We start from the raw sequence: 16208 nt of genomic DNA, 5'->3' as shown, positions 1-16208 counted from the left end.
AAGGAACGAACAAATAAATCGTTGAGGTTTAGATTTCTCGAAATTTGAAAGGGAATTTTAATTTCGCCGGAACAGTTGATCCTGCAATAGATGCAGTGATAAAAGCGATGCTTGATGCATTCTCAAGTGTTGATTTTATTTCAGCAGTTCGTGCTTTAGGATAGAAGCCTTATTTCTGGTAGTTACTATAGTATCGCTTTATTATGTACCTGAACAATGGATAGCTCGTTGGTTATATATTAAACATCCCTCTTACACACCACTCTATACGGATATCGTCTTCCAGCTTGGTAGCGTGAATGAGGAAAAATTATTTATATATCTTAAAAAACTCATAATTTAAAATGGCTACAAGATGAATTATAGATTGCTAAAAAAGAAATTATTGTATCATTTCTGTAAGTTTTGTCACAATGGTCTCTGCTCCCAATAGTCTTTTATCTGCTGTTTGCCAATCACGAATAAAAACAATAGTTTGATCTGGTCGGATTTTTGCCATTGAACCTTGTTCTCCAATCCATTGAACAAGAGCAGCACTGTTGTTAAAATGATTATTGCGAAACTGAATGATAACACCTTTGGGTCCAACATCCAATTTTTCTACACGTGCTTTTCGACATAAAGCTTTGATATAAACAATCTTAAGTAGATGTTGAACTTCTAATGGAAGAGGACCAAAACGATCGATCAATTCAGCTCCTAATTCATTAATTTCCTCTAAATTCTCAAGCGCCATTAAACGGCGATAAAGACTCATACGTAATGATAAATCAGGGACAAAATTTTCTGGTATTAAAACTGTTGTACCTACTGAAATTTGAGGTGACCATTGAAGATCTTCATTATGTTTTCCTTCTTTTAACTCAGAAACGGCCTCTTCAAGCATTTTTTGATAAAGCTCAAATCCAACTTCTTTAATATGTCCTGACTGTTCTTCGCCTAGGAAATTACCTGAACCACGAATATCCATGTCATGACTAGCCAATTGAAACCCTGCTCCTAAAGTATCAAGAGATTGCAAAATTTTAAGACGACGCTGAGCAGCAGTCGTTAAAACTTTATTAGATGGAAAAGTAAAAAGTGCATAAGCGCGTTGTTTGGAACGTCCCACCCTTCCCCGTAATTGATAAAGTGCAGAGAGACCAAACATCTCAGCACGATGCACAATTAATGTATTAGCAGTTGGAATATCAAGCCCTGATTCAATGATCGTCGTGGAAAGCAGTACATCATATTTTCCATCATAAAATGCATTCATAATATCATCAAGCTGTCCAGCTGGCATCTGTCCATGGGCTATAACAAATTTGAGTTCAGGTACGTGCTTTTTGAGATATTCTTCCACGTAAGAAAGATCAGAAATACGAGGACAAACGTAAAAACTCTGTCCTCCACGATAATACTCACGCAGCAATGTTTCGCGTATAACAAGCGCATCAAAAGGTGAAATAAAAGTACGAACTGCCATTCTATCAATAGGTGGAGTCGTAATTAATGAGAGTTCACGCACCCCTGATAAGGCAAGTCCTAAAGTTCTTGGTATAGGGGTTGCTGAAAGTGTAAGAACATGAATATCACTTTTAAGCTCTTTGAGATGCTCTTTGTGCTTTACACCAAAGTGCTGCTCTTCATCGATGATCAATAACCCTAATCGTGAAAAATTAACTGATCCGCTCAATAACGCATGCGTTCCAACAACGATATCGATTGTACCATCTGAGATCCCCTTTTTCACTTTGGTCAATTCTGCAGCTTTTACAAGTCTTGAAACATGACCAATTTTAACAGGTAATCCTTGAAAACGTGCAATAAAAGTCTTGTAATGCTGCCGTGATAGTAAAGTTGTTGGCACAACAACGGCAGTTTGATAACCATTCAACGCAGCAACGAAAGCACTTCGAATAGCAACTTCTGTTTTACCAAAACCAACATCACCACATATGAGACGATCCATTGGTTTTCCTGCTTCTAAGTCATCCAAAACCGCATCAATTGCACTCATCTGATCTTCTGTTTCTTCATAAGGAAAGCGTGCAACAAATTCATCAAATAGGCTAACCGGTGGAGTCAAAATAGGAGCAGAACGCATAGCGCGCTCTGCAGCTATACAGATTAATTGCCCAGCAATCTGCAATAAATGCTTTTTGAACCGTGTTTTACGTGCTTGCCAAGCAACGCCGCCTAGCTTATCTAATGTTACATCTGTATCTTCTGATCCATAACGTGATAAAAGTTCTACATTTTCAACAGGCAAAAATAATCGATCACCTCCAGCATAGCTGATTTCAAGACAATCACGTAAAATTCCGGCTGTCATAATGGTTTTGAGACCAATAAATTGCCCAACACCGTGATCAATATGAACAACAAAATCACCAGAATTTAATGTAGAAATTTCAGAAATAAAATTCGCATTGCGTTTACGCTGTTTCGAAGATCTTACTAATCGATCACCAAGAATATCTTGTTCTGTTATAATAACAAAATCTTCAGATTCAAAACCATGATCAATCGTTATAACAGCTGCAAATATAGAATGAGATGAACTTGTTTTTACAGTGCTTAATGATTTTGCAATTTCTACTTTTTTTAATCCATATTCATCGAGCACTTGCAATAAGCGATCCATAGATCCTTCGCTCCAACAGGCTAAGAGAATTTTTTTACCAGCAGATTGCAATGAAGAAATATGATCAACCACGCTCAAAAAAATATTTTTATCTTGTGCATTACGCTCTTTTACGAAATCATACCCTGGAATAACATTCGCATGAAAAACCGTTATCTGTTCAGAAGTTTTTGGGACATTAAAAGGCGTAAAATCAATACGTTGACCGGATCGTTGTGCACATTCTAAAACTTCCTCTAGCCTCATATACAGTAGATGTGGTTCTACTGGATGATAAGAAACATCACTTTCTTTATCATTTTCGTGCTCTTTGCGGTCAGCATAATAATCTTCAATAAGACGATAACGTTCAATCAGAGCTTCTTGTATAAGATTTTCAAAAATAATAGGAAAATTACCACAATAATCAAAAAAATTATCGAGCTTTTCATAAAAAAATGGTAACCAATGCTCCATGCCAGCAACACGTCTTCCTTGAGAAAGGGCTTCATAGAGTGTATCATTTTTTTGTGGTACACCAAATGTACTGATATAATTTCTTTTAAAACGACTGATGAGCTCCGGTGTGAGGATAACCTCACTCATTGATTGCAGAAAAAAATCAGTTCTATTTTTTATTGTCCGTTGCGTTTCTGTATCAAATACACGGATTGTCTCTAAGGTATCGCCAAAAAAATCAAGACGTGAAGGTTCAACTTCGCTTGGAGAAAAAATATCAATAATTCCTCCTCTTACAGCAAATTCACCGACATCGCGCACAATTCCAACACGTTCAAAATTATTACGTTCTAAGTAATGGATCAAATGATCCATATCAACACGCTGACCAACACGTACATGAAGAATCTGATTATCAATCATTGCGCATGGTGGCAATCTTTGAATGATTGCGTTTGCTGTTGTCACTATAATCGCAGGATGGGGATTATTACGTAAAGTCGATATATGTGCCAGAACTGAAAGCCTACGGGCAGTAATAGTTATTGCAGGCGATACACGATCATAAGGTAAACAATCCCACGCAGGAAAATGAAGAACAGGTAAATTGGGCTCAATAAAACTTAAAGCCTGCTGTAAATGAGCAATTTTTGTTTCATCACGAACTACATAAACAAGTGGTTTACCCTGAGCAATTTCTGTACTTAATTGAGCAAGAGCAAAAGCCTCAACTCCATCGATAATTCCATCAAGAATTATTAAATCATTTTGATTGTTAGGAAAAAGGATTTTTTCAAATATAGGCATTTTGATCAATTAAAATTTATACAAACACGATAATTTATGACGTCACGAAAAAGCGGAGTATCGACCTTAGGTGGTGTAATAGCTTCTCCAGTAATCCATGTGAGTAAATCGCGATCTTCAAAAGACATAATATATTCAAGCTCAGAAATTGCTTTATCACTCATCTTAGAAATGTGAGCATCAACATATGGCCCAAAAACCAAATCCATTTCACGAATACCTCGATGCCATGCACGAAAAATCAACCGACGACGACGTATATCTAGTTGTTGATTTTTATCAACTACAAAATCTGTCATAAAAACCCTTCCTAATCAGCGAAAATAGGCATAAAGTGGAGTGTTTAGTTTTTTTAAATAATTTTGGATTTCATTTTTAAGGAAGTTCAATAATTTTTCTTCCTTTCAGCGTAATTCTACGGTGCATCTGTTTTGCCAAAGCGTAATTATGTGTTGCAATAAGAGCAGAAAGCCCAGCTTGACGAACAAGTGCCGATAAAGCCTGAAATACATAAGCTGAAGTTACAGGATCAAGATTTCCAGTAGGTTCATCAGCCAACAATACAGAAGGTGCATTTGCTACTGCACGTGCAATTGCAACACGTTGTTGTTCACCTCCTGATAATTCTGAAGGACGATGCTTAGCGCGATGAGATACTCGCAAATATTGCAATAATTTAAATGCACGATCTTTTGCTACTGATTTTTTTAACCCTGCTATCATTTGTGGTATCATTACATTTTCTAATGCTGTAAATTCTGGAAGCAAATGGTGGAATTGATAAATAAAACCGATATCATTTCTCCTAATTGCTGTTCGCTCATTATCTGAGCATTTTGCACAGGAAATACCCCGTAATAAAACATCGCCAGATGTTGGTTTTTCTAATAATCCAGCGATATGAAGAAGTGTTGATTTTCCAGCACCAGAGGGTGCAACAAGTGCTACAAGCTCCCCTTTATGAAGACGAAAATTAGCTTTATCTAAAACAACCAAAGGTTTATCATTATCAAAAAAATGTCGTTCAATCTCAACAAGCTCTAAGACAACAGACATTACTCATACCTCAAAATCTGTACAGGATCTAACTTAGCAGCTCGCCATGCTGGAATGAGTGTTGCAAGAAATGACAAAAATAAAGCCATCATGGCTACCATAAGAGTTTGATCCCATTCGATCCGTGCTGGTAATTTTGCTAAAAAATAAAGTTGAGGATTAAAAACATCAACATTAAATAGCCAAGATATAAAATCCTGAATATGATTAATATTTACGATAGCTATGATACCTAAAACCAAACCTAGTGCTGTTCCAATAAATCCAATCACCATACCGGTAGCAATAAATATACACATAATTTCGTTTCGACGTGCTCCCATCGTGCGCAAAATTGCAATATCGTAACTTTTATCTTTTACGAGCATAATTAACCCTGAAACAATATTTAAAGTAGCAACGAGAATAATAAGAGAAAGAATAAAAAACATGACATTTCTCTCAACCTGTAAAGCTGAAAAAAACGCCTGATTTCTTATACGCCAGTCAACTAAATAAACTGGTTGGTCAATTTCTTTCATAATGACTGGTTTTACCTGATCAATAGCATCAGGATCATGAAGAAATAACTCTAAAGATTGAATTGTTGTCCCAAGATTAAAAAAGGCTTGTGCTTCATGAAGAGGCATAAAAATGAAAATTGAGTCATACTCAGACATACCAACTTCAAAAATAGCAACCACTTTATAGGCCTTAACACGTGGCATAACACCAAAGGGCGTCTCATCACCATCTGGTGTAATCATACGCAGATCGCTTCCAATTGTAAGTCCTAACTTTTCTGCTAGACCACTACCAATTGCAACACCTTCTTCTTGATCAAATTGAGCAAGAGAACCTGATTTGATATTTTGAGCAACTGTTTTTAGCTTCTCCAAATCCTCTTTACGTGTACCACGAATTAGAGCACCAGTTCCTCCTCCAATATTGCCCTGAACAAGCGCTTGACCTTCAATAATAGGCAAAGCAAATTGCACACTGTTTAAAGATTCTAGAGAATGAATAAGGGTGTTATAATCAGAAAAATCAGAATCCATTGTTTGAATAACAAGGTGCCCATTCATGCCAAGAATGCGATTGAGAAGCTCCGTACGAAAACCATTCATAACGGCCATAACAACAACTAAAGCAAAAACTCCTAACATAATTCCAATTAAAGAAATAATTGAAATAATAGACGTAAACATATGTTTTTTATTAGGAATCATATATCGTAAAGCGATCATCCATTGATAAGATGAAAATCCTTTACTGCTTAAACTCTTCATAGGATTGATCATCACATCGCAGAAAGCCGATTGAGCGCAGCTTCAACTGTTAAAACTTCTTTAGTACCCGTTTTTCGATCTTTAATTTCAACCTCATCTTGTGCTGCACTTTTGGGGCCAACGATTATTTGTGTTGGCAAACCAATTAAATCCATTGTTGCAAATTTCGCTCCAGGACGCTCATTTCTGTCATCTAATAATGGATCAAAGCCAGCATTTACAAGGCCTTGATAAAGGGTCTCACACATACCATAACATTTTGCATTATCTGATTTCGTATTAATGATACCAAAATCGAATGGCGTTATCGGCTTTGGCCAAATAATACCATTTTCATCATGAGAAGCTTCAATCGCTGCAGCAACAAGACGTGAAGGTCCAATTCCATAGGATCCCATAAAAACAGGATATTCTTTTCCATCTCGTCCCATAACTTTTGCTCCCATTGGCTCAGAGTATTTCGTACCAAAATAAAAAATATGCCCTACTTCAATACCACGCGCTGAAAGTTGATTGCTTTTGCAAATTTGAGCCCACTCTTCTGCATTATGCATTTCTTCTGTTGTTGCATAAAGAGCTGTCCACTGTTTAACGATATCAGTTAAAACAACGTTATCTGTAAAATCAACTGAAACAGGCGGCGCAGTCATCTCAAGAAATCGCTTATCACAGAATACGGCGCTTTCACCTGTCTTAGCTAAAATAATGAATTCATGACTGAGTTCACCACCAATAGGACCTGTATCAGCACGCATAGGAATAACTTTTAAACCAATACGAGAAAAAGTCCGTAAATAAGCAATGAACATGCGATTATATGATGTTTTTGCACTTTCATAATCGAGATCAAAAGAATAGCCATCTTTCATTAAAAATTCTCGTGAGCGCATCACACCAAAACGTGGACGAATTTCGTCCCGAAATTTCCATTGAATCTGATAAAGGTTAAGCGGAAGATCTTTATAAGAACGCACATATGAGCGAAAAATATCTGTAACCATCTCTTCATTAGTTGGACCGTAAAGCAAATCACGTTCTTGACGATCTTTAATGCGTAACATTTCCAACCCATAGTCATCATAACGGCCACTTTCACGCCAAAGATCAGCAGATTGAATTGTAGGCATCGATATTTCTAAAGCACCAGCCCGTTCTTGTTCTTCACGAATGATCGTACAAACTTTATCAAGTACTTTTTTACCTAAGGGCAGCCAAGAATAAATCCCTGATGTTTGTTGACGGATTATACCTGCACGCAACATAAGGCAATGCGAAATAATTTCTGCTTCTTTAGGATTTTCTTTTAAAATAGGGAGGAAATATTGAGAAAGACGCATCGAAACCATTAACTCCTAATCAGGCTCGTCGAATCGGAGAAGCTCAAGTATATTAATATGTTTATCATAGTTACATTCTAAACACTTGCAAATTAACGGATTACAATATTAAAATTTATAATTCTGATTTTTCTCACGTAAACCATAGCAGATGCATGTTTTAATGATTAAAATAACCTGAAAATTTCTCTCTTTCATTTATATCAAGAAGAATAAACTGATACGCATATGCTTTTATTTTGATTTGTGTAAAAAAACTGCACAAATAGGTTTCTTTCCCCAAATTTCGTTAATAGCTGACCTAACTGCGCGACATGTTGCTTCTTGAATAAGATTACTATTCTTTCTTTTAGTTCTTGGAATATTATTAATAGCATTTTCAACAACTTCTAAAAGGATATCTTCCAATAACATCCCTTCTTCATCTCTTTTAGGTAAACCATATGCAATAAGACCAATATCATCAAGTAAATCATGCTTGCTGTTCATATGAAGAGAAACTGAAACATGACCAACGTAACTTAATTTACGACGCTCACTAATTCCTAGCTCATCTTCATCACCAAGCAACCGGCCATCTTTATAAATTCTTCCAATAAATGCTTGATCAATCACTTCTACGGGTCCTGGTGCAAGACGCAGAATATTGCCATTTCTAATCTCAGCAACAGTTTTAATACCAGCTTGACGTGCTAAAGCTGCTTGAGCAGAAAGATGCATGGCCTCACCATGTACAGGAATCAGTATCTGTGGTTTTATCCAATCATACATCTGCAAAAGCTCTGAACGGCGAGGATGACCCGACACATGAACAAGAGCATCGTCATTTGCAATAATTTTAATTCCCTGATCAATGAAACGATTTTGTATCTCAATAATAGCCTTTTCGTTTCCTGGAATACTGCGTGATGAATAAACAACTGTATCACCAGGAGAGAGCGCAATATTTCTCATTTCATTGCGTGATATTTTTGCTAATGCAGCGCAAGGTTCACCTTGACTACCTGTGACAATCAAAACCACATCTTTTCTTTGAGTATCACTATATTCCTCTTCCGTTATAAATGGCATTAAACCATTCATATAACCAAGCTCTTGCGCTACCAAAAAACTGCGCTTTAGAGAGCGCCCTACCAAAAGAACTTTACGGCCAACAGCTTTAGCTGCAAGAGCAATAGAACGTACCCGACCAATATTAGAAGAAAAAGTTACAATCGCAACTCGACCTTCAGCTCTTGCAATAATTTCAACAAGACTCTCCTGAACATCTTGCTCTGATGGAGATATACCATCCTGAAAAGCATTAGTAGAATCACATAGCAACGCTAGGATCCCCCTCTTCCCTAGAGCACGTAGCCGTTTTTCATCTGTGATAGTTCCAAGCGAAGGCGTATGATCAATTTTCCAATCACCAGTATGGATTAGATTTCCTAAAGACGTTGTAATTGCTAAAGACACCGCTTCTGGTATCGAATGGTTGACAGCAATCGCTTCAATTGAGAATGAACCAACCTGAAAGCAATCACCAGCTTGAAAAATATTTAATGGAATTTGACGAAATTTAAAATCCGATTGCCTTTTGCTCTCTAATAACCCCGCTGTAAAAGGAGTACAATAAACCGGAATTTGAAGTTTTGGCCATAAATCGAGAACAGCACCATAATGATCTTCATGAGCATGTGTCAAAACAAGACCACATATATTATGTTTTTCATTTTCTAAAAAACGAATATCTGGTAAAATAAGATTTGCTCCTGGCAATTCAGGACCAGCAAAACTAACCCCCATATCAACAAGTAACCATTCACGAGAATTCTTTGAACCAAATCCGTAAACGGCAAGATTCATTCCTATTTCGCCTACCCCTCCTAAAGGAAGAAAAACCAATTCATTCTCATCGGCAGCAGCCATAAATATTTCCCTTTTAAGATAATTTCATGGTAAGATAAGATTTGGTAAGTTAACCATGATCTGTATGAACAGAACCAGCCGAACCAAAGTGAACATCTCCAGCTGTTATAATCGCTTCCTGACCATTTTCTTGTTTTACAATACAGTTGAAATTACAATCAAGACCATCAAAAATGCCTTCAATGATCTTTGATCCATCTGTTACTTTGATGTGTTGTCCAAAATGAGCAGAATATAAAAGCCACTTTTTGCGAATTACATCATAACCTTTTGGTTGTTTCCAAAGGAGATAATTTTTAGCAAAAAATTTTGTTAAAACTTTAAATAATTGTTTTTTATCAATATGTAAACCAATTTTCTTCATGCTTGATGTTGGATATGGTGCGTCCTTATAATGAGACTCCACATTCATGCCAATGCCAATAACCAATGCATATTTTTGAGGAGATAATTCAAACAATTCAAGCAAAATTCCAGAACTTTTAGCTCCTTCAAGTAGAATATCATTTGGCCATTTTAAACTGATAATATCCTCGGATTTGTGTTGATCTTTTATAAATTCTTTTACTGCTTCTACCATACTTACTCCAGCGACAAAACCGAGATGAGCAGCTGTTTGATGGGTAATATTATCAATGAGCAAAAGACTAGTATACAAATTTCCCTTTGGACTGCTCCATGATCTTCCTCTTCTAGCTCTTCCTTGTATTTGTTCCTCTGCAACTATCCAAAGATAGCCAGGATGACCAGCTTGTGCTTTTTGTTGTGCAACAAGGTTTGTTGAATCAACACTTTCATATGACTCAACACCATATCCCTGTTTTTGTGCGAAATTTGATAATACGTACATCATTGTTTATTGAAACAATGATGTTGCTGCTTTTTCTGCAAATTCAGAAAACCAAAAGCCAAAAAACACATAAAATAAAACAAATAATGCAGAAAGACAAAGACATAGCTTAATTTCATTTGATAAAATAACAAAACTATCCTTTGCATCATCAAACCACATAATTTTAATTATTCGTAAATAATAAAAAGCACCGATAACAGAAAGTACCATACCAACAATAGCAAGTGGAACAAGCCCTGCACGAACAGCTGCAGAAAATGTATACCATTTACCAAAAAATCCTGCCATAGGTGGTATACTTGCTAAAGAAAAAAGCTGTATTGTCATCACAATAGCCATAAACGGGTTAGTCTTTACCAATCCTGCTAGATCATAAATATTTTCAACATATCTATTACTAAATCGCATCCCAAGGATAAAAGCAAATGAACCAATCGTCATGCCAAGATAAATAGTCATATAGATAAGAATACCCTTGACACCCAATATATTTCCAGCGGCTAAACCAACAAGAGCATATCCCATATGACCAATCGATGAATAAGCCATTAAACGCTTAATATTAGTTTGACCAATCGCTGCAAATGCACCCAACGCCATTGATGAAATTGCCATAAAAATTAAAATTTGTTGCCACGCAGGCATAAAGTTATCAGAGCTTTCTAACGGAATAAAAGCAAATACGATAACACGAATAATTAACGCCATTGCTGCAATTTTAGGAGCACCAGCAAAAAATGCTGTAATAGGTGTTGGCGCTCCTTCATAAACATCAGGAGTCCACATATGAAATGGAACTGCAGAAATTTTAAAAGCCAAACCAGCTAGAATAAATACAATGCCAAAAATAACTCCCAAATGCAAAATATTACCATTTAAAGCAGAAGATATTTCACGGAAACCAATCTGACCGGTAAATCCATAAAGTAATGAAATACCGTATAGTAATAACCCAGAAGATAATGCGCCTAAAACAAAATATTTTATGCCTGCCTCAGAAGATTTTACATTGTCACGATGAATTGCAGCTAAAACGTACAGAGCTAAAGATTGTAACTCCAGTCCCATATAAAGTGATAACATATTACCAGATGAAATCATTAACATCATGCCGAGGGTTGCCAAAAGAACTAATATCGGAAATTCAAATATGTCAAATTTTTGGGAAGAAGAAAAACCAACAGACAGAATAAGAGAAAATAATGCACCAATAAGCGTTAAAATTTTCATATAACGACTGAAAGCATCAATAATGAGAGCATTTGTATAAAAAAAACCATCTTTTGGAAAAAGAACAATAAGAATAATAGTCGCAAAAAGAAGAGCAATTGTTAAACCAGTGACAGTTAAATATGAATGAGCACCAGAATAAACACCGATTAAAAGTAATGCCATTATCCCTAATGCTATTAAAATTTCTGGAAGAATTAACACCAATTGAGCGATTATTTCAGTTTGCATAAGCATTTATCTCTATTTTTAGTGTAGCTGATTGGTAAGCGCTTTTACTGAAAACGCAGTTGTTTGAAAAATTGGTGTGGGATATATACCAAAAAATATTGTAAGAATGATCATTGGATAAAGAAGAAATTTTTCTCTTTGAGATAAATCACAAAGTATTTTTAAACTTTCTTTATCTAAGGTACCCCAAATAACACGTCGGTAAAGATAAAGCGCGTAAGCAGCCGATAAAATAACACCAGTTGTTGTAAAAATTGCAACTAGTTTATTGATTTGAAAGACACCTATTAAAGTTAAAAATTCACCTAAGAATCCTGAAGTTCCAGGCAATCCAACATTTGCCATAGTAAGGATCAAAAAAACAACAGCGTATTTTGGCATGTTATTAACTAAACCACCAAATGCTGAAATTTCACGCGTGTGTAAACGATCGTAAATAACCCCAACACAAAGAAATAAAGCTGCTGATACAATTCCATGTGACAGCATTTGGTAAATAGCCCCTTGAACACCCTGTTCATTAGCAGCAAAAATACCCATTGTTACGTATCCCATATGAGCTACTGATGAATAAGCAATAAGTTTCTTCATATCATTTTGAACGAGTGCAACCAATGACGTATAAATGATTGCAATAAGCGATAACACCAAAACAAAGGGAGAAAAGTCAACAGAAGCAACGGGAAACATTGGTAATGAAAAACGAAGAAAACCATAACCACCCAATTTGAGTAATACACCAGCTAAAATAACAGATCCTGCTGTTGGTGCTTCTACATGAGCGTCAGGTAACCATGTATGGACTGGCCACATTGGCATTTTAACTGCAAAAGATGCAAAAAATGCGAGCCACAACCACATTTGCATAGATATAGGAAACTGATAGTTTAATAAAGTCGGTATATCGAGTGTTCCTGCTTCCCAATACATAGCCATAATAGCAACAAGCATGAGTACAGATCCAAGCAAAGTGTATAAGAAAAATTTCATACTTGCATAAACACGACGTGCTCCACCCCAAACACCAATAATAATAAACATTGGAATGAGGCTACCTTCAAAAAAGATATAAAATAATACCGCATCGAGAGAACAAAAAACTCCAATAATCGCAACTTCAAGCAAGAGAAAAGCGATCATATAAGCCTTTAATCTATCTTTAACGGTCTCCCAGCTTGCCAAAACACAAAAAGGTAACAAAAAAGCTGAAAGAACAACAAAAAGTATAGAAATACCATCAATTCCCATATGATAGCTAATACCGCTACCTAACCAGTCAAACTTTTCAACCATTTGGAAATTGGAATTTGTATTATCAAAACTTACCCAAATAATTAAAGAAATAAAGAAAACAAATACAGTCGTGAAAAATGCTACATTACGTATATTACATTTTTCTGCTTCGCTATTATCTTTGATGAATAAAATCAAAATCACACCAACAAGTGGCAAAAATGTAACCGTAGAAAGAATAGGCCAATCGGTCATTATTTTACACTCCCGATCATCATCCACGTAATTAGCGCTGCAACACCAATAAGCATCGCAAATGCATAGTGATAAAGATAACCTGTTTGAACTCGAATGACTCTGTTTGTAATATCAACGATGCGTGCTGCAATTCCATTCGGACCAAGACCATCAATAATCTTAATATCACCTATTTTCCAAAGAAAGCAGCCGACTTTTAAAGTAGAACGGACAAATAAGAAATTATACAATTCGTCAAAATACCATTTATTATAAAGAAAACGATATAATACAGGCATCAAATTAGCAAGTTTCTTAGGAATTGATGGAAAAAGAATGTAAAATAAATACGCCAAAATAAGCCCAAGAAGCATTGCCGTAAACGGAGACCATTTTACCCAAATTAATACATCATGCGCCTCATGAAGAATGTGATTGTGGTGACCTGTAAACAATGCTCCTTTCCAAAACGCATCATATAAATTGCCAAAGAAATAAGGTTGAAAAATTGCACCAGCAAACAGTGCTCCAATAGATAGAATATACAGCGGAATTAACATAACTGGTGCTGATTCATGAACATGATGCATAACATCAACAGTTGCACGTGGTTTACCATGAAATGTCATAAAAATCAGCCGCCATGAATAAAAACTCGTCAATAAAGCAGAAATAACAAGCAACCCAAAAGCATATCCTGAAGCAATATTATGCGATGCAAAAGCGGATTCTATAATTGCATCCTTTGAGAAAAAACCTGCTGTACCAAAAACTGTTCCTGGAATTCCAACACCCGTTAATGCAATTGTTCCTACAATCATCATCCAATAAGTCACGTTTATATGTTTACGCAATCCTCCCATTTTTCGCATATCTTGTTCATCAGATACTGCATGAATCACAGAACCCGCACCGAGAAATAATAAAGCTTTAAAAAAAGCATGGGTAAAAAGATGAAAAACAGCTGCCCCATAAGCTCCAACACCTAAAGCAACGAACATATAACCAAGTTGTGAACATGTGGAATAAGCAATAACGCGCTTAATATCATTCTGCACCAATCCTACAGTTGCTGCAAAAAATGCGGTCGTCGCTCCAATAACAATAATCACTGTTAAAGCATTCGAAGAAAGTTCAAAAATTGGTGACATACGTGCAACCATAAAGACACCAGCAGTTACCATTGTTGCTGCATGAATAAGTGCAGAAACAGGTGTAGGCCCCTCCATTGCATCAGGAAGCCATGTATGTAAAAGAAATTGAGCTGATTTTCCCATGGCTCCGATAAACAAAAGAAGGCACGTAACGGTAATCATCATTTGCTCATCAAGCTGCCAGCCTAAAAACATTAAATTTTGCGTGAAACTATTATCTGCAGCCTTTGCAAAAATAGATGAAAAATTAACTGACTGGAATAAAACAAAAATACTAAAAATTCCTAAGAGAAAACCAAAATCGCCAACACGATTAACGACAAAAGCTTTCATTGCTGCTTTATTAGCAGAATTTCTTTGAAACCAAAAACCAATCAACAAATAAGATGCAAGTCCAACACCCTCCCACCCAAAAAACATTTGGATTAAATTATTGGCCGTCACCAACATAAGCATCATAAATGTAAATAAAGAAAGATAAGCAAAAAAACGAGGCCTTGAGGGATCGTGATGCATATAACCAATTGAATAAATGTGCACTAATGCTGAAACACTATTTACCACAACAAGCATAACAGCTGTCAGCGTATCAATATGTAATGCCCAATTAAATACCAATTCACCAATTGTTGTCCAATGTAATACCAAAACGTCAATTGCTGGAGTATTACCAAGAGCAATATTAAAAAAAGAGACCCATGATAACGCAGCAACAACAACCATAAAACTACATGTTATCAGCTCACTAGCGCGGGCTCCTATAGTTTTTCCACCTATAGCAGCAATTAAAAAACCTAAAAGCGGAAGAAAGACGATCGTATAATACATCTCTCATTAGCCTTTCATTACATTAACATCTTCAACCGCAATAGAACCACGGTTACGGAAAAAAACAACAAGTATTGCTAAACCAATTGCTGCTTCAGCAGCTGCCACTGTCAAAATAAATAAAGCGAATATCTGACCAACAAGATCATGAAGAAATGCTGAAAATGCAACAAAGTTGAGATTAACTGAAAGTAATATAAGCTCGATTGACATAAGAATAATAATCACATTCTTTCTATTTAAAAAAATACCGAAAATTCCAACCGTAAACATTATTGCAGAAACAGTAAGGTAATGAGCAATACCAATGTACATAATAATCTTCCCGCTAGATGCCTTTTCCTGATTCAACTTTTTTAATTTCAATTGCAGTTTCTGGGTTCCTAGCTACTTGTATACCAATCGATTGCCGTTTAACACCTGCTTTATGGCGAAGCGTTAAAACAATAGCACCAATCATTGCAACCAATAAAATCATCCCAGCAATTTGAAAATAAAAAACATAATCTGTATAGAGAATATCGCCTAATGCCTGTGTATTTGTTCGATGTTCTAAACTTGGCATTGGCTGTGTAGTATGAGTTCCTAAAATTAAAGAAAAATCATTGCTAAAAAACACAATGATGAGCTCTACAGCAATAATAATACCAACCAATGCACCAACAGGAACATACTGAAAAGCATTTCTTTTCAATTCAGCAAAGTCAACATCAAGCATCATAACCACAAACAAAAACAACACTGCGACAGCACCAACATAAACAACCAATAAAAGAAGTCCTAAAAATTCTGCCCCTGCAAGCAAAAATAAAGCTGCCGCATTAAAAAATGCCAATATTAAAAATAATACTGAGTGCACTGGATTACGTGCTGCAATAACAATGATTGCGCTCATCAGCATAATAAAAGAAAATAGGTAGAAAAATGCCGCCGCTAGACCTGTTAGCATGGGCTTCCCCTCAATTAATTAAAGATGGGTGTGAATTTTCACACCAT

12 protein-coding genes are annotated in these 16208 nt (G+C 36.0%); all 12 read right to left on the bottom strand.

Going from position 1 to position 16208, the window contains the following annotated elements:
- Positions 1 to 382: 382 nt before the first annotated feature.
- The 12 genes from mfd to BARBAKC583_RS03840 all read right to left on the bottom strand — a co-directional run bounded on the left by mfd (position 383) and on the right by BARBAKC583_RS03840 (position 16161).
- Positions 383 to 3874, bottom strand: coding sequence for a transcription-repair coupling factor (gene mfd, locus BARBAKC583_RS03895; RefSeq protein WP_005767099.1), 3492 nt, complete (start codon positions 3872 to 3874; stop codon positions 383 to 385).
- A gap of 5 nt (positions 3875 to 3879) precedes the next feature.
- Positions 3880 to 4173, bottom strand: a complete 294-nt coding sequence (locus BARBAKC583_RS03890; protein WP_005767097.1) for an FAD assembly factor SdhE — start codon at positions 4171 to 4173, stop codon at positions 3880 to 3882.
- A gap of 76 nt (positions 4174 to 4249) precedes the next feature.
- The gene (locus BARBAKC583_RS03885; protein ID WP_005767095.1) at positions 4250 to 4930 is read right to left on the bottom strand and encodes an ABC transporter ATP-binding protein; all 681 of its coding nucleotides are present in this window, start codon (positions 4928 to 4930) and stop codon (positions 4250 to 4252) included.
- Complete coding sequence (locus BARBAKC583_RS03880) at positions 4930 to 6198, bottom strand: lipoprotein-releasing ABC transporter permease subunit (RefSeq protein WP_005767093.1); 1269 nt, start codon at positions 6196 to 6198, stop codon at positions 4930 to 4932. Before BARBAKC583_RS03880 ends, BARBAKC583_RS03885 begins: the two co-directional genes overlap by 1 nt.
- 11 nt (positions 6199 to 6209) lie before the next feature.
- Positions 6210 to 7535, bottom strand: a complete 1326-nt coding sequence (proS, locus tag BARBAKC583_RS03875; RefSeq protein ID WP_005767091.1) for a proline--tRNA ligase — start codon at positions 7533 to 7535, stop codon at positions 6210 to 6212.
- A gap of 234 nt (positions 7536 to 7769) precedes the next feature.
- Positions 7770 to 9446, bottom strand: coding sequence for a ribonuclease J (locus BARBAKC583_RS03870; RefSeq protein ID WP_005767088.1), 1677 nt, complete (start codon positions 9444 to 9446; stop codon positions 7770 to 7772).
- A gap of 49 nt (positions 9447 to 9495) precedes the next feature.
- Complete coding sequence (locus BARBAKC583_RS03865) at positions 9496 to 10299, bottom strand: biotin--[acetyl-CoA-carboxylase] ligase (protein WP_172952860.1); 804 nt, start codon at positions 10297 to 10299, stop codon at positions 9496 to 9498.
- Between the two features lie 3 nt (positions 10300 to 10302).
- Positions 10303 to 11760 carry an NADH-quinone oxidoreductase subunit NuoN gene (gene nuoN, locus BARBAKC583_RS03860; protein ID WP_005767085.1) on the bottom strand — a complete coding sequence of 486 codons (1458 nt, stop codon included), beginning with the start codon at positions 11758 to 11760 and terminating at the stop codon, positions 10303 to 10305.
- Between the two features lie 18 nt (positions 11761 to 11778).
- A complete protein-coding gene (locus tag BARBAKC583_RS03855; RefSeq protein ID WP_005767083.1) occupies positions 11779 to 13248 on the bottom strand; it encodes an NADH-quinone oxidoreductase subunit M in 1470 nt (489 codons plus the stop codon).
- On the bottom strand, positions 13248 to 15212 hold the full coding sequence (gene nuoL, locus BARBAKC583_RS03850) for an NADH-quinone oxidoreductase subunit L (RefSeq protein ID WP_005767081.1): 1965 nt from the start codon (positions 15210 to 15212) through the stop codon (positions 13248 to 13250). Before nuoL ends, BARBAKC583_RS03855 begins: the two co-directional genes overlap by 1 nt.
- A 6-nt stretch (positions 15213 to 15218) precedes the next feature.
- Positions 15219 to 15527, bottom strand: coding sequence for an NADH-quinone oxidoreductase subunit NuoK (nuoK, locus tag BARBAKC583_RS03845; protein ID WP_005767079.1), 309 nt, complete (start codon positions 15525 to 15527; stop codon positions 15219 to 15221).
- Between the two features lie 13 nt (positions 15528 to 15540).
- Positions 15541 to 16161: an NADH-quinone oxidoreductase subunit J gene (locus BARBAKC583_RS03840; RefSeq protein ID WP_005767077.1), complete on the bottom strand. Its 621-nt coding sequence runs from the start codon at positions 16159 to 16161 to the stop codon at positions 15541 to 15543.
- Positions 16162 to 16208: the final 47 nt, after the last annotated feature.

Origin of the sequence: Bartonella bacilliformis KC583 (assembly GCF_000015445.1) — a bacterium.
Taxonomy (GTDB): domain Bacteria; phylum Pseudomonadota; class Alphaproteobacteria; order Rhizobiales; family Rhizobiaceae; genus Bartonella; species Bartonella bacilliformis.
The sequence above is the reverse complement of the archived record's forward strand: the minus strand, read 5'-3'. Positions and strand labels throughout refer to the sequence as shown.

Bases quoted from the DNA above. Each gene is read 5' to 3' on its own strand.
- mfd (WP_005767099.1), bottom strand. From the start codon at position 3,874: ATGCCTATATTTGAAAAAATCCTTTTTCCTAACAATCAAAATGATTTA.
- proS (WP_005767091.1), bottom strand. From the start codon at position 7,535: ATGCGTCTTTCTCAATATTTCCTCCCTATTTTAAAAGAAAATCCTAAA.
- nuoN (WP_005767085.1), bottom strand. From the start codon at position 11,760: ATGCAAACTGAAATAATCGCTCAATTGGTGTTAATTCTTCCAGAAATT.
- BARBAKC583_RS03865 (WP_172952860.1), bottom strand. From the start codon at position 10,299: ATGATGTACGTATTATCAAATTTCGCACAAAAACAGGGATATGGTGTT.
- nuoK (WP_005767079.1), bottom strand. From the start codon at position 15,527: ATGTACATTGGTATTGCTCATTACCTTACTGTTTCTGCAATAATGTTT.
- BARBAKC583_RS03880 (WP_005767093.1), bottom strand. From the start codon at position 6,198: ATGAAGAGTTTAAGCAGTAAAGGATTTTCATCTTATCAATGGATGATC.
- BARBAKC583_RS03890 (WP_005767097.1), bottom strand. From the start codon at position 4,173: ATGACAGATTTTGTAGTTGATAAAAATCAACAACTAGATATACGTCGT.
- BARBAKC583_RS03840 (WP_005767077.1), bottom strand. From the start codon at position 16,161: ATGCTAACAGGTCTAGCGGCGGCATTTTTCTACCTATTTTCTTTTATT.
- BARBAKC583_RS03870 (WP_005767088.1), bottom strand. From the start codon at position 9,446: ATGGCTGCTGCCGATGAGAATGAATTGGTTTTTCTTCCTTTAGGAGGG.
- nuoL (WP_005767081.1), bottom strand. From the start codon at position 15,212: ATGTATTATACGATCGTCTTTCTTCCGCTTTTAGGTTTTTTAATTGCT.
- BARBAKC583_RS03885 (WP_005767095.1), bottom strand. From the start codon at position 4,930: ATGTCTGTTGTCTTAGAGCTTGTTGAGATTGAACGACATTTTTTTGAT.
- BARBAKC583_RS03855 (WP_005767083.1), bottom strand. From the start codon at position 13,248: ATGACCGATTGGCCTATTCTTTCTACGGTTACATTTTTGCCACTTGTT.